General features: G+C 46.2%; 18 protein-coding genes. 16 read left to right on the top strand and 2 right to left on the bottom strand.

The window, feature by feature from the left end:
• The 15 genes from R7R78_RS07850 to fliJ all read left to right on the top strand — a co-directional run.
• Positions 1-474, top strand: a 474-nt coding sequence (locus tag R7R78_RS07850) for a flagellin (RefSeq protein ID WP_225473393.1), incomplete at its 5' end; no start/stop codon positions are given.
• A gap of 288 nt (positions 475-762) precedes the next feature.
• Positions 763-1,893, top strand: coding sequence for a flagellin (locus R7R78_RS07845; protein WP_005380449.1), 1,131 nt, complete (start codon positions 763-765; stop codon positions 1,891-1,893).
• 92 nt (positions 1,894-1,985) lie between these two features.
• Positions 1,986-2,420, top strand: coding sequence for a flagellar protein FlaG (gene flaG, locus R7R78_RS07840; protein ID WP_225473392.1), 435 nt, complete (start codon positions 1,986-1,988; stop codon positions 2,418-2,420).
• 21 nt (positions 2,421-2,441) lie between these two features.
• A complete protein-coding gene (fliD, locus tag R7R78_RS07835; protein WP_225473391.1) occupies positions 2,442-4,436 on the top strand; it encodes a flagellar filament capping protein FliD in 1,995 nt (664 codons plus the stop codon).
• A 3-nt stretch (positions 4,437-4,439) separates the two neighbouring features.
• Positions 4,440-4,745: a flagellar protein FliT gene (locus R7R78_RS07830; RefSeq protein ID WP_005380456.1), complete on the top strand. Its 306-nt coding sequence runs from the start codon at positions 4,440-4,442 to the stop codon at positions 4,743-4,745.
• Positions 4,746-4,757: 12 nt separating this feature from the next.
• The gene (gene fliS / locus R7R78_RS07825) at positions 4,758-5,168 is read left to right on the top strand and encodes a flagellar export chaperone FliS (protein WP_005380457.1); all 411 of its coding nucleotides are present in this window, start codon (positions 4,758-4,760) and stop codon (positions 5,166-5,168) included.
• A 287-nt stretch (positions 5,169-5,455) separates the two neighbouring features.
• Positions 5,456-6,922, top strand: coding sequence for a sigma-54 dependent transcriptional regulator (locus R7R78_RS07820; RefSeq protein ID WP_005384490.1), 1,467 nt, complete (start codon positions 5,456-5,458; stop codon positions 6,920-6,922).
• 199 nt (positions 6,923-7,121) lie between these two features.
• Positions 7,122-8,153: a sensor histidine kinase gene (locus R7R78_RS07815; RefSeq protein WP_005380459.1), complete on the top strand. Its 1,032-nt coding sequence runs from the start codon at positions 7,122-7,124 to the stop codon at positions 8,151-8,153.
• A gap of 36 nt (positions 8,154-8,189) precedes the next feature.
• The gene (locus tag R7R78_RS07810; protein WP_005394318.1) at positions 8,190-9,599 is read left to right on the top strand and encodes a sigma-54-dependent transcriptional regulator; all 1,410 of its coding nucleotides are present in this window, start codon (positions 8,190-8,192) and stop codon (positions 9,597-9,599) included.
• Positions 9,600-9,721: 122 nt separating this feature from the next.
• Positions 9,722-10,033 (top strand): flagellar hook-basal body complex protein FliE, encoded by a 312-nt coding sequence (gene fliE / locus R7R78_RS07805; RefSeq protein ID WP_005384482.1) that lies wholly within the window; start codon positions 9,722-9,724, stop codon positions 10,031-10,033.
• Positions 10,034-10,047: 14 nt separating this feature from the next.
• The gene (gene fliF / locus R7R78_RS07800; RefSeq protein ID WP_005380462.1) at positions 10,048-11,790 is read left to right on the top strand and encodes a flagellar basal-body MS-ring/collar protein FliF; all 1,743 of its coding nucleotides are present in this window, start codon (positions 10,048-10,050) and stop codon (positions 11,788-11,790) included.
• Positions 11,783-12,838 (top strand): flagellar motor switch protein FliG, encoded by a 1,056-nt coding sequence (gene fliG, locus R7R78_RS07795; RefSeq protein WP_005380470.1) that lies wholly within the window; start codon positions 11,783-11,785, stop codon positions 12,836-12,838. Before fliF ends, fliG begins: the two co-directional genes overlap by 8 nt.
• 71 nt (positions 12,839-12,909) lie before the next feature.
• Positions 12,910-13,710 carry a flagellar assembly protein FliH gene (fliH, locus tag R7R78_RS07790; protein WP_005394317.1) on the top strand — a complete coding sequence of 267 codons (801 nt, stop codon included), beginning with the start codon at positions 12,910-12,912 and terminating at the stop codon, positions 13,708-13,710.
• A gap of 3 nt (positions 13,711-13,713) precedes the next feature.
• Positions 13,714-15,033, top strand: a complete 1,320-nt coding sequence (fliI, locus tag R7R78_RS07785; RefSeq protein ID WP_213894395.1) for a flagellar protein export ATPase FliI — start codon at positions 13,714-13,716, stop codon at positions 15,031-15,033.
• A 6-nt stretch (positions 15,034-15,039) separates the two neighbouring features.
• Positions 15,040-15,483 carry a flagellar export protein FliJ gene (gene fliJ / locus R7R78_RS07780; protein ID WP_005380474.1) on the top strand — a complete coding sequence of 148 codons (444 nt, stop codon included), beginning with the start codon at positions 15,040-15,042 and terminating at the stop codon, positions 15,481-15,483.
• Positions 15,484-15,523: 40 nt separating this feature from the next.
• Here fliJ and R7R78_RS07775 read toward each other — a convergent pair whose 3' ends face one another.
• On the bottom strand, positions 15,524-15,838 hold the full coding sequence (locus R7R78_RS07775) for an NIPSNAP family protein (protein ID WP_017635953.1): 315 nt from the start codon (positions 15,836-15,838) through the stop codon (positions 15,524-15,526).
• Positions 15,839-15,877: 39 nt separating this feature from the next.
• Positions 15,878-16,021, bottom strand: coding sequence for a hypothetical protein (locus R7R78_RS07770; RefSeq protein ID WP_005394314.1), 144 nt, complete (start codon positions 16,019-16,021; stop codon positions 15,878-15,880).
• A 97-nt stretch (positions 16,022-16,118) separates the two neighbouring features.
• Here R7R78_RS07770 and R7R78_RS07765 point away from each other — a divergent pair, with 97 nt between their 5' ends.
• The gene (locus R7R78_RS07765) at positions 16,119-17,972 is read left to right on the top strand and encodes a flagellar hook-length control protein FliK (protein WP_225473390.1); all 1,854 of its coding nucleotides are present in this window, start codon (positions 16,119-16,121) and stop codon (positions 17,970-17,972) included.
• Positions 17,973-18,047 lie beyond the last annotated feature (75 nt).

The raw sequence follows: 18,047 nt of genomic DNA, 5'->3' as shown, positions 1-18,047 counted from the left end.
GAGCTTGCGACTTACATTAACGGTCAAACTGACCTAGTGAAAGCCTCAGTAGACCAAGACGGTAAACTGCAAATCTTCGCTGGCAACAACAAAGTTGAGGGCGAAGTCGAGTTTTCAGGCGGCCTATCTGGCGAGCTAGGTTTGGGCGAAGGTAAAAAAGTGACGGTAGATACTATTGACGTAACCTCAGTCGGTGGCGCACAAGAATCTGTTGCTATCATCGATGCGGCACTGAAATACGTAGACAGCCACCGCGCAGAGCTGGGTGCATTCCAGAACCGTTTCAACCATGCAATCAGCAACTTGGACAACATTAACGAGAACGTGAATGCGTCGAAGAGCCGTATCAAAGATACTGACTTCGCGAAAGAAACGACTCAAATGACCAAGTCACAAATTCTATCGCAAGCGTCAAGCTCAATCCTTGCGCAAGCGAAACAAGCGCCAAACTCAGCGCTAAGTCTGCTAGGTTAATTTCAAACCTAAGACGAGAACCTCATTGGCTCGTGGTGAGAGATGAGCGAGTAAACCCAGCTTCGGCTGGGTTTTTTTCTGTCTTTTGGGGCCCCAGGATTTCTGCGAATCACGACATTAGAGCTTCATCACATTTCAGTAAGCCAAAGAAAATAATCGCAAAAAATTGAAAATTTCTTCTAAAGGATATTCATCGGTCGCCGTTAAAGGGACTGAGAGAAATGAGATGTACCTAAGTGAGGTGAGAGACACGACGGTACATTCACTAAAGCCTTAAGGAGATCAATTATGGCGATTAACGTTAATACTAACGTTTCTGCGATGACTGCACAGCGTTACCTAAACCAGGCAGCTGACGGTCAACAAAAATCAATGGAGCGTTTGTCTTCGGGTTATAAAATCAATAGCGCGAAAGATGATGCTGCAGGTCTACAGATTTCAAACCGCTTGAATGCACAAAGCCGTGGCCTAGACATGGCAGTGAAAAACGCAAACGACGGTATTTCTATTGCACAGGTTGCTGAAGGTGCAATGAATGAATCTACCAACATCCTACAACGTATGCGTGATCTTTCGCTTCAATCGGCGAACGGCTCTAACTCAAAAGCAGAACGTGTAGCGATCCAAGAAGAAGTAACAGCGCTAAACGACGAGCTAAACCGTATTGCTGAAACTACCTCTTTCGGTGGTAACAAGCTTCTAAACGGTACTTACGGTACTCAGTCTTTCCAAATCGGTGCGGACTCAGGTGAAGCAGTGATGCTTTCTATGGGTAACCTACGCTCAGACACTTCAGCAATGGGTGGTAAGAGCTACGCAGCAGAAGAGGGTAAAGACGCATCTTGGACTGTTGGTGAGAAAACAGAGTTCAAAATGAGCTACACCAACAAGCAGGGTGAAGAGAAAGAGCTATCAATCAGCGCTAAGCAAGGCGATGATATTGAGCAGCTAGCGACATACATCAACGGTCAAAACGATGATGTAAAAGCCTCTGTTGGCGAAGATGGCAAACTACAAGTATTTGCTTCTTCTCAAAAAGTTGAAGGTGATGTTGAGTTTTCTGGCAACCTAGCAGACGAGATCGGCTTTGGTGGCCCGAAAGACGTAACAGTGAAAGACATCGATGTAACCACAGTAGCTGGCTCTCAAGAAGCAGTAGCGGTTATCGACGGCGCTCTTAAGTCCGTAGACAGCCAACGAGCTTCACTCGGTGCTTTCCAAAACCGCTTCAACCACGCAATCAGCAACCTAGACAACATTAATGAGAACGTTAACGCGTCTAAAAGCCGTATTAAAGATACTGATTACGCGAAGGAAACCACTGCGATGACTAAGTCGCAAATTCTTCAGCAAGCAAGTACTTCAATCCTGGCTCAAGCGAAGCAGTCTCCATCTGCAGCGCTAAGCTTGTTGGGCTAAGTGGTAAACCCAGCCTGAGGTCAACACCTTAGTGCTGGGGCACCAAAGCGATAGATTCTATCGTTAGCCCATAAGGTGGAAGGGAGATTGTAATGGATATATCCTCCTACGCATCGAACATCCAGCCTTACGGCACGCCAAATGGCACAAAGTTTGCAGATAAAAATGGCAATGATATAGGCACGTCTAGCCCAGCAAATTCAAATGGTGAGATTTCGCCGCAAAAAGCGAAAAACACCGAATACGACTTCTCTGTTCAAGCTGCGATCGAGATGGCTGAAAGCCGTCAAGAACTGAACAAAGAAGAACGTGAAAAATTGGTCGCACAAATGAATGAATTTGTAACGTCCATAAACAAAGGAGTCGTATTTCGAGTGGATGAAGAATCCGGACGAGATGTGGTGACGATTTATGAAGCCAATACCGGTGACGTGATTCGTCAAATTCCTGATGAAGAAATGCTAGTGGTATTGCGTCGCCTAGCTGAGCACACAGCCAACAGCGGGTTGTTGACTGAAAAAGTGTAAGTCGTTTTTAGAGGTGATTTGATGAGTTTAGGCCCTTTGGGGATGTCTGGCGGCATGGATATTAATTCCATGGTCAGCAAAATTGTGGATGCCGAACGCGTACCAAAGCAGCAACGTATCGACAACGAACGCACGACAATTAACGCCAGTATCAGTGCTTACGGGCGACTCAGAGAATCATTAGATACGATGAAAAATCTCATGGCGAACTTTCGTCAGGAGAAAGCATTTGCCGTTCGCACCGTCGAAACGACCAATGACAATATTGTATCTGCCACGGCAACCACAGATGCTATCGCTGGCAAATATGCTATCGATGTGTTGCAGCTTGCTCAGAGCCATAAAGTCGCTTCTGACGTATTGCCAGAAGACGCAAAATTTGGCCCTGGTAAGCTGCAGATTTCGCTTGGTGATGAGCGTTTTAATATCGATGTTCGTTCCCGATCTAAGCTCATCGATGTCGTACGCGGCATCAATGGCGCTAAAGATAACCCTGGCGTTCGTGCATCTCTTATTAACGACGTCGAAGGTCCACGCCTTATCCTTGCTTCTAACCTCTCTGGTAAGGATCATCAAATCAGAGTCAGTGTGGAGGCAGAAAAAGGCAACCCTCTTAAATATTTCGAATACCAAACATTTGAAGACCGCGTCAACGCGCTTGAAGAAGCTCGTTCAGCGGCGGAAGATGTCTTAGGTCCTCTTAAATTTCCGGAACAACCAGCAGAAGAGCTGGATGCAAACGGCAATCCTCTACCTCCAGAAGAGCAAAAAGCGGCAGACGATGTACAAGATGATGCATCGCAAGCGCCAATCTCTGCGGCGGGTGCAGAAGCAGCCAAAGCTGGTCAAGAAGCCATTGATGAAGCCAACCGACGCGCGACTTTACGCCCTGAAGACAGAATTCCAGGGTGGACAGAAACTGCGTCAGGTACTTTGTTGGACTCTTATGAAGAACCAGAGCTCGAACTCGACGAAAAGGCAATAGAGAAGGCACCAGATGTTCCAGGCTGGAATAATGCCGCATCGGGCACCCTAACCGATTCTTACGTTACGACGAAAGAGGCTAAGCAGCTTCTTGAGCAAGAAAAAGCGGAAATCGAGCAAAAAATTGCGAGTGAAAAGCAAGCGTTAGACGAAAAAGTGGCACGTGGTGAACTGTCCGAAGCGCAAGCTAAGCAAATTCATCGCGCTAAACTTGATCCTCAAGAACGTGAGCGTCTGGAAAAAATTGATGAAGCAGAAGCGAAAATCGCAAAGGCACAATCTGCTTTTGAAGAATACCTTGGAATGACAGAAGTACAACCAGGGCAAGATTCAGAAGTTCTGCTTGATGGAGTGGCAAAGCTATCTAGCCACAACAATGTGATTGAAGATGCGATCGAAGGTGTTGATTTAACACTAAAAGGCAAATCAGAACCGAATAAACCGCCTGCTGAAATTGGTGTCGAGTACGACCGTCAAAGTGTACGCAACGATATCGAAAACTTTGTGGCAGCGTATAACTCGTTTTATCAAACCTCCCAAGCGTTGGCGAGTGTGGATCCGGTAACTGGTCAAAAAGGGCCGTTGTCAGGTGACAGCACCGTACGCAGTGCAGATTCACGATTAAAATCGGTCTTTTCTACTCGAATCGATAAAGCACCTGAAAACCTAAAGTCCTTAACAGAATTTGGCATTACGACCACACGTCAAGGCACCCTAGAAATCAACTATGACATGCTAGACCGCCAGTTGAACAATAACTTCAACGAGTTAGAAAAGTTCTTCGGTGGCAACACAGGTTTTGCTAAACGAGTAGAAGATGCGATTCACGGTATCACAGGTATTACAGGCAGTATTCGTACTCGAGAAAAAAGTCTCACAGAACAAAACTACCGTTTGAGTGACGATCAAGCGGCATTAGATCGCCGCATGGAAAGCCTAGAGAAGCGTACTCATGCGAAGTTTACCGCGATGCAAGATGCGACCGGTAAAATGCAGGGCCAGTTAGGCGCTTTGATGAGTGCGTTGGGTTAATAAATGCAAAAAGAACTCATGGAAATTAGTGATATAGATCAACTAATTACGCAAGAATTAGAAAAAATTGATTTTAATGCTGAAGAAATTCTTCGCTTGGTCGATATCAGGGAACGGTTATTGCAAAACCTGTTACCAATTATTCATCAAAATCCTTTGGTTAAGCAGGATGCAGAGTGGCAAGCATTGCTAACTCGTACCAAAAGAATTGTCGAGCTGATGCAATCGGAAACGTCAAAGGTCGGAAAAGAGCTCCATAAGTTTCGTTATGGCCAGCGTTCACTTCAGCAGTACAAAAAATTTATTTAAAAGAGGATTACTATGCGCGGTTCTTTGCAAGCATACAAAAAGGTATCAGTCGACAGCCAGCTTAGCGCGGCTTCTCCGCACAAAGTCATTCAAATGCTTATGGCTGGTGCGATTGAGCGCCTTATTCAAGGTAAAGCAGCCATGCAAGCAGGCAATATTCCAGCAAAAGGTGAGCGCTTAGGTAAAGCGTTAGACATCATTATCGCGCTACGCAGCTGTCTATCTATGGATGACGGTGGTGATATTGCTTCAAACTTAGATTCACTGTATGAGTTTATGATCACGCAAATTTCTGCTGCTAACCATCAAAATGAGCCTCAGCTGATCGACGACGTTATCGACATTATCCGTGAGATCAAGTCCGCTTGGGACCAAATCCCAACAGAGTTTCATAATCTTACCGCTGCTGAAGTTGGTATTTAATAGTCAAAACAATGCGTTAAGATACTAGACGAATATATTTGTCAATTGCGCAACGAGTTGTGTAGCAAAGTTTCTATCAAGCTCACACCTCTCCATTGCTTGGTTGCCTTATTTTTATATTCAAATAAAATAGAAGCCATTAGTAGCCCTAATGGCTTTTTTGTTGCTGATTTTCCTATTTTGTCTATCGTAAATTGAGTGTGGTGGTTCTGCCTTCTTTAGCACCCAATTGCGCAAATCAAGGTTTGGCCGCAACGCACCTAAAATAAAGGCAATCATTCTTACTTATGCATGGTTTGGCAAAGCTGCTTGTAATTGATGATGACGCATCAAGTCGTTTAAATTTAAGCAATATATTGGAATTTGTTGGAGAAAATTGCGAAGCGGTCAGTTCTGATCAGCTCAGCGATGTTGATTGGTCTAGCGTATGGTCGTGCTGTATTGTTGGTAATATTCCAGCAGGTCAAGCGGCGAGTACGGTTATCTCTCATTTAAACAGCGCTTACCACATCCCTCTTCTAGTCATGGGCCGTTTTCCTTTGCCTGTTGATGATCTTCCAAATTTTGTTGGTGAACTAGAGCTGCCGCTTAATTACCCACAGCTTAGTGAAGCGTTACGCCACTGCAAAGATTTTCTGGGGCGAAAAGGAGTGAATGTTGTTGCTAGTGCACGCAAAAACACGCTTTTTCGCAGCTTAGTTGGTCAAAGTAGAGGTATTCAAGAAGTTCGACACCTGATCGAGCAAGTATCAAACACGGAAGCAAACGTGTTGATCTTAGGTGAGTCCGGTACGGGTAAAGAAGTTGTTGCGCGTAACATCCACTATCACTCTTCATACCGCGATGGCGCATTTGTACCTATTAACTGTGGTGCAATACCGCCTGAGCTCCTAGAAAGCGAATTATTTGGTCACGAAAAAGGCGCGTTTACTGGTGCGTTAACTGCCCGTAAAGGTCGATTTGAGCTCGCAGACGGTGGCACTATCTTTCTTGATGAGATTGGCGATATGCCAATGTCGATGCAAGTAAAGTTGCTTCGTGTATTGCAAGAACGCTGCTTTGAACGTGTAGGTGGCAATAGTACCATCAAGGTAAATGTTCGAGTTGTGGCGGCGACACACCGTAATCTAGAAAATATGATTGAAGAAGGCACGTTCCGAGAAGACTTGTTCTATCGTCTGAACGTGTTTCCGATTGAGATGCCAGCGCTGAAAGAGCGCAAACAAGATATACCATTGCTGCTGCAAGAACTGATGACACGTTTAGAGGCGGAGGGCGGACAACCTATCTGTTTTACACCTCGTGCAATCAACTCACTGATGGAGCATAACTGGCCGGGCAACGTACGCGAGTTGGCTAATCTTGTTGAGCGAATGATTATTCTGTATCCAAATAGCTTAGTGGATGTAAACCATCTACCAACCAAATATCGCTACAGTGACATCCCAGAGTTCCAACCAGAGAGCAATCCATTTGTTTCGGTGGAAGAGCAAGAGCGTGATGTATTCCAAGATATCTTCTCTGAAGATTTTAGCTTTGAAGATCAAGACGACCTTGATCACAGCATGAACGCCCCGCAAGCGCTGCCACCGGAAGGGGTTAATTTGAAAGAGCTGCTGGCTGATTTAGAAGTTAATATGATCAGCCAAGCATTAGAAGCGCAGGGTGGCGTTGTAGCAAGAGCGGCGGACATGCTGGGTATGCGACGTACTACGCTGGTGGAAAAAATGCGTAAGTACAACTTACAGCGCTAGGTAAAGTGAAGTTTTAAGACGATATCTGAATAATCACTTGGGCTGGTTAACATCGCTTTTCTGGCATCCAAAACCGTTATCTCTGAGTGTCAACTTATTGTCGATGGCTTAACGTCCTGATAAATATAAAAAATAGCTTGGTACGCTAATTGCTTACCAAGCTATTTTAGTTTTAGCGGCGATATTTCGACAGGCAGTAATGGATAACAACACCAATCAATCCCATTTAGATTCCGTAGAGAATCAGGTTGAGCGCTACAAACAGGTGCTCGATGTGATGCCTGCTGGAGTGATTTTGCTCGATACGTACGGAGTAGTGCGTGAAGCAAATCCAGAAGCGCACCGAATTCTTGAGATTCCACTGGTTAACGAAAAATGGTTCAACGTTATCCAGGCGGTGTTTGACCCACGTGAAGATGATGGCCACGAAGTTTCATTACGTAATGGCCGTAAAGTTCGACTCGCCATCTCGGCGTCCACAACAGGTCAATTGATCCTGATTACCGATTTAACCGAAACCCGTTTACTTCAAGCTCGTGTCAGTGATTTACAGCGCTTATCGTCGTTAGGACGTATGGTTGCGTCGCTTGCTCACCAAGTAAGAACGCCGCTGTCGAGCGCTATGTTATATGCATCCAATTTGGGAGCGCCAAATCTTCCTCCAGCGACAAAAGATCGCTTCCAAACCAAATTAATGGATCGACTGCACGATTTGGAAAAGCAGGTTAATGATATGCTGCTTTTTGCTAAAGGTGGTGATAATAAGGTCATTAAGCCATTTACGATTGCCCAGTTGGTAGCGGAATATCAGCCGATGGTCGAAACCGCGCTAAAAAACAACAGTATTGATTACTGCCTAGAAGTGGAAGAAGAACAAACTGAGCTACTAGGCAATGCGAACGCCATTGCATCCGCATTGAGTAATCTGGTCATGAATGCGATTCAAATGTCTGGTAAAGAATCGCAAGTCGATATTTTTTTCCGCCCGGTAAATGGTGAGTTACGCATTTCTGTGCAAGACAGCGGACCGGGTGTGCCCGAAGAACTGCAAGCCAAAATCATGGAGCCATTTTTTACCACACGTTCTCAAGGAACTGGATTAGGGTTGGCAGTTGTTCAAATGGTTTGCCGTGCCCATGACGGTCGATTGGAACTTATTTCAGAGCAGGGTGATGGAGCCTGCTTCACCATGTGCATTCCGCTAGAGCGAGTGCAAACAGAAGCGCAATAAGCGGCTTTTGGTAATAACAATTTCTGGAGAATCATAATGGCGCAAAGCAAAGTGCTGATCGTAGAAGACGATGAAGGTCTTCGTGAAGCCCTAGTCGATACTCTGGCTCTGGCAGGGTATGAATGGTTGGAAGCGGACTGTGCTGAAGATGCACTGTTGAAGCTGAAATCGAATACGGTTGATATCGTCGTTTCTGATGTGCAAATGGCGGGTATGGGTGGCTTAGCTCTGCTCAAAAGCATCAAGCAGAATTGGCCTAACTTACCAGTGTTGCTAATGACGGCGTACGCCAATATTGAAGATGCCGTGTCTGCAATGAAAGATGGCGCGATCGACTACATGGCGAAACCATTTGCACCAGAAGTGTTGCTAAATATGGTCAGTCGTTATGCACCGATAAAAAGTGATGACAACGGTGATGCTATCGTTGCTGATGAGAAAAGTCTGCGCTTACTCGCGTTGGCCGATAAAGTGGCGCGTACAGATGCGAATGTTATGGTGCTAGGTCCGAGTGGCTCAGGTAAAGAAGTGATGTCGCGCTATATTCACAACGCGTCGAATCGTAAAAATGGTCCTTTTGTCGCAATTAACTGTGCCGCGATTCCTGACAATATGCTCGAAGCAACACTGTTTGGCTATGAAAAGGGCGCATTTACTGGTGCTGTTCAGGCATGCCCAGGAAAGTTTGAACAAGCACAAGGTGGCACAATCTTGCTTGATGAAATCAGCGAAATGGACTTGAACCTGCAAGCGAAGTTATTGCGTGTTTTGCAAGAGCGAGAAGTAGAGCGCCTAGGCAGTCGCAAAAGCATCAAGTTAGATGTTCGTGTGTTAGCGACGAGTAACCGTGATCTTAAGCAATACGTGTCAGAAGGAAACTTCAGAGAGGACTTATATTACCGCCTGAATGTATTCCCAATTGCGTGGCCTGCACTTAAAGAACGTAAAGGCGATATTGCACCGCTTGCCAAGCATCTTGCTGAGCGTCATTGCAGCAAAATGGGCATGCCAGTGCCTCAATTCTCGACCGTTGCGTTAGAAAAACTATTGCAATACCCTTGGCCGGGCAATGTTCGTGAATTGGATAACGTGGTTCAACGAGCGCTGATATTAAGTGAAAATGGCGACATCGATGCAGAGCACATTTTGCTTGAGGGCGTAGATTGGCAAGATGCCAATAGCTTGCAACACGTGGTGCAAAACGCAGATATGGTCGTGCCCAATGTTAAGCCAGTTGCGCAAGCTGAGAGTGTCAGCCGTCCAGTAACTGGTGGAGAAGGCTTAGGCAGCGAGCTGCGCGATCAAGAATACGCCATTATTTTGGAGACTTTGGTTGAGTGTAATGGTCGACGCAAAGAAATGGCGGAGAAACTGGGTATAAGCCCTCGAACCTTGCGCTATAAGCTTGCCAAAATGCGTGATGCTGGTATAGATATCCCGAATTAACACAGACAACGGCCATAAGACGAAAAGTGTAAGTAAATTGATTGCTAATGTCTTATGGCACGTTAATTGCTGTGTCAATAATCAGTTTTGTTAATAGTCAATCTTTTGGCTTAGAGGTGCTAATGAAAATTGATGGTATTCAGGCAGAAATGCGCGCCATGATGGTAGAAGCAACCAATACGGCTCCTACTGCAAGTGGGGCGAAAGTTGGAGCAGATTTTAACGATCTCCTAACTAAAGCCATCAATAACGTGAACACACTTCAAAAAGCATCTGGTGATTTACAAACCCGTTTTGATCGTGGTGATGCCGATGTATCCCTTTCTGACGTTATGATCGCTCGTAACAAGTCTAGTGTCGCTTTTGATGCGACGGTTCAAATTCGCAATAAACTCGTTGAGGCATATAAAGACCTCATGAACATGCCAGTGTAATTTAGGTAATAAGTGTGGCAGACAAGTCTACAGATTTAACCGTCACTGAAGGCGGCTCAGATGGTGCACTGGTAGCAAGTTCCGATGTGGATGTGGAGAGTCAAAATCCAGATCTAGAGGAGCGCAGTGCGTCAAAATTCGATATGGCAGTGGGCGACCTCGATTTACTTCGTCAGGTTGTGCTTGTGCTGTCGATCTCCATCTGTGTTGCATTGATCGTGATGCTGTTCTTTTGGGTCAAAGAACCGGAGATGCGCCCACTTGGTGCGTATGAGACCGAAGAATTGATCCCCGTTCTGGATTATCTGGACCAGCAGAAAATCAATTATAAGCTTGATGGCAATACTGTTTCTGTTGAATCGAGTGAGTACAACTCGATCAAACTTGGCATGGTTCGTTCCGGCGTTAACCAAGCTACAGAAGCGGGCGATGATATTTTGCTGCAAGACATGGGTTTTGGTGTTTCACAACGTCTCGAGCAAGAGCGTCTCAAACTCAGTCGAGAGCGCCAATTAGCTCAAGCAATTGAAGAAATGAAGCAAGTTCGCAAAGCACGAGTGTTATTGGCACTGCCAAAGCACAGCGTGTTTGTGCGTCATAACCAGGAAGCGTCTGCGTCGGTATTTTTGACATTGTCGACAGGCACGAACCTTAAGCAGCAAGAAGTGGATTCTATTGTCGACATGGTAGCGAGTGCCGTGCCGGGAATGAAAACTTCTCGAATTACCGTCACAGATCAGCATGGCCGCTTACTCAGCTCAGGCTCCCAAGATCCCGCTTCTGCGGCGCGACGCAAAGAACAAGAATTAGAACGCAGCCAAGAGCAAGCGCTGCGCGAAAAAATTGATTCCGTACTATTACCCATTTTAGGTTATGGCAACTATACGGCGCAGGTTGATATCCAAATGGATTTCAGTGCGGTTGAACAAACTCGCAAACGCTTTGATCCGAACACCCCTGCGACCCGCAGTGAGTACGCACTCGAAGATTACAATAACGGTAACATGGTAGCGGGTATTCCGGGTGCGTTGAGTAATCAGCCTCCAGCGGATGCCTCAATTCCGCAAGATGTGGCTCAAATGAAAGATGGTTCTGTCATGGGGCAGGGTTCAGTTCGTAAAGAGTCCACGCGTAACTTCGAGCTAGATACCACCATCAGCCACGAGCGAAAGCAGACCGGAACGGTGGCTCGTCAGACCGTTTCTGTTGCGATTAAAGACCGTCGTCAAGTTAACCCTGATACGGGTGAAGTGACTTATACCCCAATGTCCGAATCTGAAATCAATGCCATTCGCCAAGTATTAATTGGTACCGTCGGCTTTGATCAAGGTCGTGGCGATTTACTGAATGTATTGAGTGTAAAGTTTGCTGAGCCAGAGGCTGAGCAGCTAGAAGAACCACCAATTTGGGAGCACCCTAACTTCAGTGATTGGGTTCGTTGGTTCGCAAGTGCATTAGTGATTATTGTGGTTGTGTTGGTTCTGGTTCGCCCAGCAATGAAGAAATTGCTTAACCCTACCAGCGATGATGAAGACGAAATGTACGGACCAGACGGCTTGCCGATTGGTGCGGATGGTGAAACTAGCTTGATTGGTAGTGACATCGAAAGCAGCGAACTGTTCGAGTTTGGCTCAAGTATTGATTTGCCAAACCTTCATAAAGATGAAGATGTATTGAAAGCGGTTCGCGCTCTGGTTGCGAATGAACCTGAACTGGCTGCTCAAGTAGTGAAAAACTGGATGAATGACAATGGCTAACGATATCGTACCTCAAGATGACAACGCCGCGGGAATGCCAGTAGAGCTGGATGTTTCAACCATTACTGGCGAAGAAAAAGCGGCAATTTTGCTACTGAGCCTTAATGAACAAGATGCAGCTGGCATTATCCGTCACCTAGAACCAAAACAGGTTCAGCGTGTTGGTAGTGCGATGGCTCGCGCGAAGGATCTCAGCCAAGACAAGGTATCTGCTGTTCATCGTGCGTTTTTGGAGGATATCCAGAAATACACCAACATTGGTATGGGCAGCGAAGACTTTATGCGTAATGCATTGGTTGCCGCTCTTGGTGAAGACAAAGCCAACAACTTAGTTGACCAGATCCTACTTGGTACGGGCTCAAAAGGTTTGGATTCTTTGAAATGGATGGACCCACGCCAAGTGGCGAGCATTATTGTCAATGAACACCCACAGATTCAAACTATCGTACTGTCTTATTTAGAAGCAGACCAATCTGCAGAGATTTTGTCTCAGTTCCCTGAGCGCGTGCGTTTGGATCTGATGATGCGTATTGCCAACCTTGAAGAAGTTCAGCCATCAGCATTGGCAGAGCTGAACGAAATCATGGAGAAACAGTTCGCGGGTCAAGCGGGTGCACAAGCAGCCAAAATTGGCGGCCTGAAAGCAGCAGCGGAGATCATGAACTACCTAGACAACAACGTCGAAGGTTTGTTGATGGAACAAATTCGCGATCAGGACGAAGACATGGCGACGCAAATCCAAGACCTAATGTTTGTCTTCGAAAACTTAGTCGAGGTGGACGACCAAGGTATTCAGAAGTTGCTGCGTGACGTACCACAAGACGTGTTGCAAAAAGCACTCAAAGGTGCAGATGACTCGTTACGTGAGAAAGTCTTCAAGAACATGTCTAAACGTGCTGCTGATATGATGCGTGATGACATAGAAGCGATGCCGCCAGTACGAGTGGCAGATGTAGAAGCCGCTCAGAAAGAAATCTTAGCAATTGCCCGTCGAATGGCGGATGCTGGTGAGCTCATGTTGTCTGGCGGTGCTGACGAATTCTTATAATTTCTATTGCTTCGCAATTATCCTATTGCGGAGCACCCTCACTTCTTAATCGAACACACAATAGGTAACCCATGGCTGGCGATAGAAAACGTGGATTTATCCGTCCTGATGAAGATGATTCGATGATCGAACCTCAACGTTGGGGGCTGCCTGATTATGGCGAGCCTAAAGCCAAACAAGCAAAACAAACCGCGTTCAACTATGACCCGGGATGGGTGCCGAATTTTGATGAGCCTGAAGAAGAGCAGCCACTTGCGCTAACCGAAGAACAAATTGAACTGATTAAGCAAGGTGCTTATCAAGAAGGCTTACATCAAGGTCAGGAAGCTGGCTTTAAGCAAGGTTACGACAAAGGTAAAGAAGAAGGGTTGCAAGCCGGCCATGCTGAAGGTCTTGAGCTCGGAAAAGCTGAAGGGGTGACTGCAGGGCAAGAATACATTCAGCAGCAAGTTGAAACCTTTATGAACTTGGCCAATCAGTTTGCTCAACCTTTGGAGTTGATGAATGCTCAGGTTGAAAAGCAGCTGGTGGATATGGTGCTCTGCTTAGTCAAAGAAGTGGTGCACGTTGAAGTACAAACCAACCCTCAAATTATTTTAGATACAGTGAAGCAGTCGGTCGAAGCGCTACCAATATCAGGCCACCCTATTACCTTGCACCTGAATCCAGAAGATGTCGCGATTATTCGTTCAGCTTATGGTGAAGAAGACCTTAATTGTCGCAACTGGACGTTAGTTGCTGAGCCATCGCTCAATCGAGGTGACGTCCAGATTGAAGCCGGTGAATCAAGCATTAATTATCGCATGGAAGAACGCGTCAAAAGCGTATTGCACAGCTTTTGTGGCGCAAACCGTCATCAAGAGGGTGAGTAATCCATGCAAGCACTCGCTGACCGCTTAAAAAGCTACAAAGTTGAAGGCCTTACGACGCGCCCTGTCGCCTCTGGCAAACTGGTGCGTGTGGTTGGGTTAACGTTGGAAGCAACCGGCTGTCGCGCACCAATTGGCAGTTTATGCTTAGTGGAAACCATGTCAGGTCAGATGGAAGCTGAGGTTGTCGGCTTTTCAGGTGACGACCTATTTTTAATGCCAAGCGAACAAATTACGGGCATTTTACCTGGCGCGAGAGTCACCCCTTTAACCAGTGACGCTGGTTTGCCTGTCGGCATGGAGTTACTTGGGCGCGTGATAGACGGGGTTGGGAATCCACTTGATGGACTTGGCCCTTTGTATACCGATCACCGTGCCTCTTTTAATGCCGAGCCGATCAACCCGTTGGCTCGAAAACCAATTTCTGAACCGCTCGATGTTGGCCTAAAAGCCATCAATGGTTTGTTGACGGTTGGTAAAGGTCAGCGTATCGGTCTGTTTGCAGGTTCTGGTGTGGGTAAATCGGTCACGCTTGGCATGATGACGCGAGGCACCACCGCACAGGTTGTGGTCGTCGGCCTGATAGGTGAGCGTGGACGTGAAGTTAAAGAGTTCATCGAAGAGATCCTGGGTGAGGACGGTCGCCGCCGCTCAGTGGTGGTCGCGGCGCCTGCCGATGCTTCACCTCTAATGCGCTTAAAGGGGTGCCAAACGGCATTAACGATTGCTGAATACTTCCGGGACCAAGGGTTAGATGTTCTGCTATTGATGGACTCGTTGACTCGTTTTGCACAAGCACAGCGCGAAATCGCACTTTCTGTTGGTGAGCCGCCAGCGACGAAAGGCTACCCGCCTTCTGTATTTGCCAAGCTGCCAGCGCTGGTTGAGCGAGCGGGTAATGGAAGTGCCGAACAAGGCTCGATTACGGCGTTCTTTACCGTGTTGACCGAAGGGGATGATTTGCAAGATCCGATAGCGGACGCATCGCGAGCCATTCTTGATGGCCATATTGTACTTTCTCGTGAAATGGCGGATGCAGGCCATTATCCGGCGATTGATGTCGAGAAGTCGGTGAGCCGTGTTATGCCGCAAATCACGACCGAAGAGCACGTTCTGATGTCAAAAGCGGTGCGACAGGTCTTGTCTATTTGTCGCAAGAATCAAGATTTGGTCTCGATTGGAGCGTACAAACCGGGTACCGATCCTGCTATTGATGGCGCATTTACTTTGAAACCGAAGTTAGACGAATACTTGCAGCAGAGCATGAAAGAATCGGTGCCATACGATATGTGCGTCAATATGCTTAGAAACATTTTGGGTGGGTGATAGCGCATGAATAATGCGATGGAGTTTCTACTTGAGCAAACTAAGGATCGTGAAGACCAAGCTGTGCTTGCACTGAACAAAGCGCGTTCTGAACTCGAAGATTATTACCGTCAGGTTGAACAAATTGAAAAGTATCGGCTTGATTATTGCCAGCAACTCGTCGACCGTGGTCAGGCGGGCCTAACGGCAAGTCAATATGGACACTTAAATCGATTCCTTACCCAGCTAGATGAAACTTTATCTAAGCAAAAGCAAGCAGAAAGTCATTTCAAAGAGCAGGTTGAAAACTGTAAAGAATATTGGTTAACCGTGCGTAAAGAACGCAAATCCTATGAGTGGATGATAGACAAACGCGAAAAAGAGAAACAACTTGCTGAAGCTAAGCGCGAACAAAAGCAAATGGACGAGTTTTCCACCTTACTTTACAGTCGAAAACCACATCGTTTCTAAAGGTTATCGGTTCGATATTGCATTACGGTGTTGCAGCTGACTACATCTCTACCGATTCAAGTAAGGTAACTTTGATTGAGTCTTGTTCAATTAACTCAAACACCTTCGGTCGAATCTCGCGAACCCACCACTCGTTGTATGTTTTTTCGTAGAGAGCCTGGCGTGCTTGTTCATTGTCGAACTCTCTAAGCCAAACAAAATAGTCATGTCCATCATCACCAGTGTGGACGTAAGTATTCAGTACACGCATGCCTTGTGAACGTTGATAGGGCAACAGTTCTTCCTTCATCCAACTTAGCCACTGTTCTGTTTTGCCTGCTTTGATTCTATATTGGCGTAATTCTGTGATCTTCAAAGTGATTCCTTAATTGTTAAGCCAAGTGTCTGTTTACGCTTATCGTTTTTCAAAGTCAATCAAGTAGCTGTACATCATGTTAGGAACCAGGTTCTCGGATAGTACTGTTGATGTTTGTTCCATAAACATGCCATCTATTAGCTTGCCGAGAATTGGCTCAATATTGTGGTGTGATTTTTGCATTTTAGCTGTCAGTGTCGGGTCTTTTAGACCTTAGTTTGCCGCCAGTGTTGCTGTCTGTCAGCGATATACTCAGAGCCACGAGAACGAGAGTTTCTAAATGAGTGTGAATTTGTCCCATGTATCTGCGACTACCAAGACGCCAGTTTCTGATGTGTCCGCTAAAGCGTCCGCAGGGAGCACTGAAAGCAAGGGATTTTTAGAAACGTTAACCGATGCGTTTACTGGTAAAGAAAAGCCCGAAAAAGTAGCAACAGAATCGACAGTGGTTGAAGAAAAAGAAAGAGCGGATGTAGGCAGTACTTCTTCTGCTAACGTCTCGGACGAATTGTTGGCGCAAGAAAGCCAAGAATCCGTCAGTGACGGGACCCATGATTTTGATGAAATATCAGCAAACAAACCGAATGCAACCTTAAGTGAAGAAGTAAGTTTACAAAAGGCGAGTAACACCACACCTTTGGAGCATGATGTTGAAGCTATTGAAAAAGCGAAATCAACATCAATTGATACGAGTAACCCATCAAATACAATGGACGTAAAAAGCACGATGGGCGAAGGACAACAGCTTCTTGGTCGAATTGAACAAGCGAATCAAACCCTGAATGCGAGTAATGCATCCATCGATAGTGGCAAAGTTTTGCCTCAGAGAGCGAATTTAGTACGTTCGTTCCACGAGCAAGCAACCGTTTCGGCAAACCTTGATGAGTTGGCTTTGAATGAAACGCCATCAGTTCATTCGCTTGAACAAGCACAGATGATCCCAGGGCAAGACTTAGAGCCAATTTTAGATAAGAATGGTCAACCTATCGATGTCGACAAACTTTCGCCTGAGTTTGCTGCTTGGCAAGAGCTAGCGAAACAAGCCAGCCATCCGATGGCTAAGAGCGCAGTCAGTGGTGAAGTAGCTAATGATCTGTCGCCGTTGTTAACAGACGTTGATGGTTCCAACATCGACGCGCTTCCACGAGTCTCCTTGGATGAACTTGAAGTTATAGATACTAAGTTGGCGCAAGGAAAACCACTGACTCAGCAAGAAGCTCAGATCATTGAAGGGTTGAAACAAGGAAGGATCACGGCGGATATTCCTGATCAAGACCTTGCCCAATTTGTTGCGCTCCCTAATGACATTAAACAGATTCTCGCAGAGCAACAAGTACAACATAATTTAACTCGCCAGGCTGGACCTATGGCAGTGTCTCAGCAAATCCAGCATGCAGCGGCTCAAGTACCCCAACCACAAGCTGCTAATAGTGGAGATAAAGTCGTATTATCTCCAACGCCCGATACGTTGATAGCCGCGCAAGTGCCGACGTCGCTTCAAGGTGTGAAAGACGGAGAGATTAGCCAGAAAGTGATGAACGCAGCATTGGCGACTGGTGCGCTAAAGGCGACTGTGGATAAACAAGATAAGTCGGACCTCCAACATGGCTTCGCTGGACAGCTTCAGGCTATGGCAGGTCAGCAAGGAATTAATGTGCAGCAACAAACGCGTATTGATGCTGCACAACAAGCTCAGCTTCCGTTGCAACTAACTAAAGAGCTAGCCAACGAGCAAGTTGCGGAAAAAGTGCAAATGATGATGTCGAAGAATCTGAAAAATCTCGATATTCGTCTTGATCCACCAGAGTTAGGTCGTATGCAAATTCGTATGACCATGAATAACGACGTTGCCAATGTACATTTTACAGTGAACAACCCGCAAGCTCGTGACATTATTGAACAGACGCTCCCTCGTTTGAGAGAAATGCTAGCGCAACAAGGTATGCAGCTGGCTGATTCTTCCGTCCAGCAACAAAACAGCGGGCAACAGCAAGGTAGGTATACTGCTGAACAACATGGTCAAAGCGCGCAAAGTGGCGGTTTTTCTGGACAGTCCGAAGAGGGTTTTGAATCTGATGTCAATCTGGATTTGAATGTCGCTTCAAAGCGTGATGGAATTAGTTTTTACGCATAAAAGGCCGTTTAACGGCAATGGCATACGGTTACCAAGCAACTCACTAAAACGTCTTGGTAACTCAAAAGAACAATA

Source organism: Vibrio sp. 2134-1 (assembly GCF_033339495.1).
This window is presented reverse-complemented; position numbering and strand designations above follow the sequence as displayed.

What these genes read in the sequence shown, in the direction of transcription:
- R7R78_RS07845 (WP_005380449.1), top strand. Translation starts at nt 763, where the DNA reads ATGGCGATTAACGTTAATACTAACGTTTCTGCGATGACTGCACAGCGT.
- fliD (WP_225473391.1), top strand. Translation starts at nt 2,442, where the DNA reads ATGAGTTTAGGCCCTTTGGGGATGTCTGGCGGCATGGATATTAATTCC.
- fliE (WP_005384482.1), top strand. Translation starts at nt 9,722, where the DNA reads ATGAAAATTGATGGTATTCAGGCAGAAATGCGCGCCATGATGGTAGAA.
- R7R78_RS07830 (WP_005380456.1), top strand. Translation starts at nt 4,440, where the DNA reads ATGCAAAAAGAACTCATGGAAATTAGTGATATAGATCAACTAATTACG.
- fliS (WP_005380457.1), top strand. Translation starts at nt 4,758, where the DNA reads ATGCGCGGTTCTTTGCAAGCATACAAAAAGGTATCAGTCGACAGCCAG.
- R7R78_RS07765 (WP_225473390.1), top strand. Translation starts at nt 16,119, where the DNA reads ATGAGTGTGAATTTGTCCCATGTATCTGCGACTACCAAGACGCCAGTT.
- flaG (WP_225473392.1), top strand. Translation starts at nt 1,986, where the DNA reads ATGGATATATCCTCCTACGCATCGAACATCCAGCCTTACGGCACGCCA.
- fliI (WP_213894395.1), top strand. Translation starts at nt 13,714, where the DNA reads ATGCAAGCACTCGCTGACCGCTTAAAAAGCTACAAAGTTGAAGGCCTT.
- R7R78_RS07815 (WP_005380459.1), top strand. Translation starts at nt 7,122, where the DNA reads ATGGATAACAACACCAATCAATCCCATTTAGATTCCGTAGAGAATCAG.
- R7R78_RS07810 (WP_005394318.1), top strand. Translation starts at nt 8,190, where the DNA reads ATGGCGCAAAGCAAAGTGCTGATCGTAGAAGACGATGAAGGTCTTCGT.
- fliH (WP_005394317.1), top strand. Translation starts at nt 12,910, where the DNA reads ATGGCTGGCGATAGAAAACGTGGATTTATCCGTCCTGATGAAGATGAT.
- R7R78_RS07820 (WP_005384490.1), top strand. Translation starts at nt 5,456, where the DNA reads ATGCATGGTTTGGCAAAGCTGCTTGTAATTGATGATGACGCATCAAGT.
- fliJ (WP_005380474.1), top strand. Translation starts at nt 15,040, where the DNA reads ATGAATAATGCGATGGAGTTTCTACTTGAGCAAACTAAGGATCGTGAA.
- fliG (WP_005380470.1), top strand. Translation starts at nt 11,783, where the DNA reads ATGGCTAACGATATCGTACCTCAAGATGACAACGCCGCGGGAATGCCA.
- R7R78_RS07770 (WP_005394314.1), bottom strand. Translation starts at nt 16,021, where the DNA reads ATGCAAAAATCACACCACAATATTGAGCCAATTCTCGGCAAGCTAATA.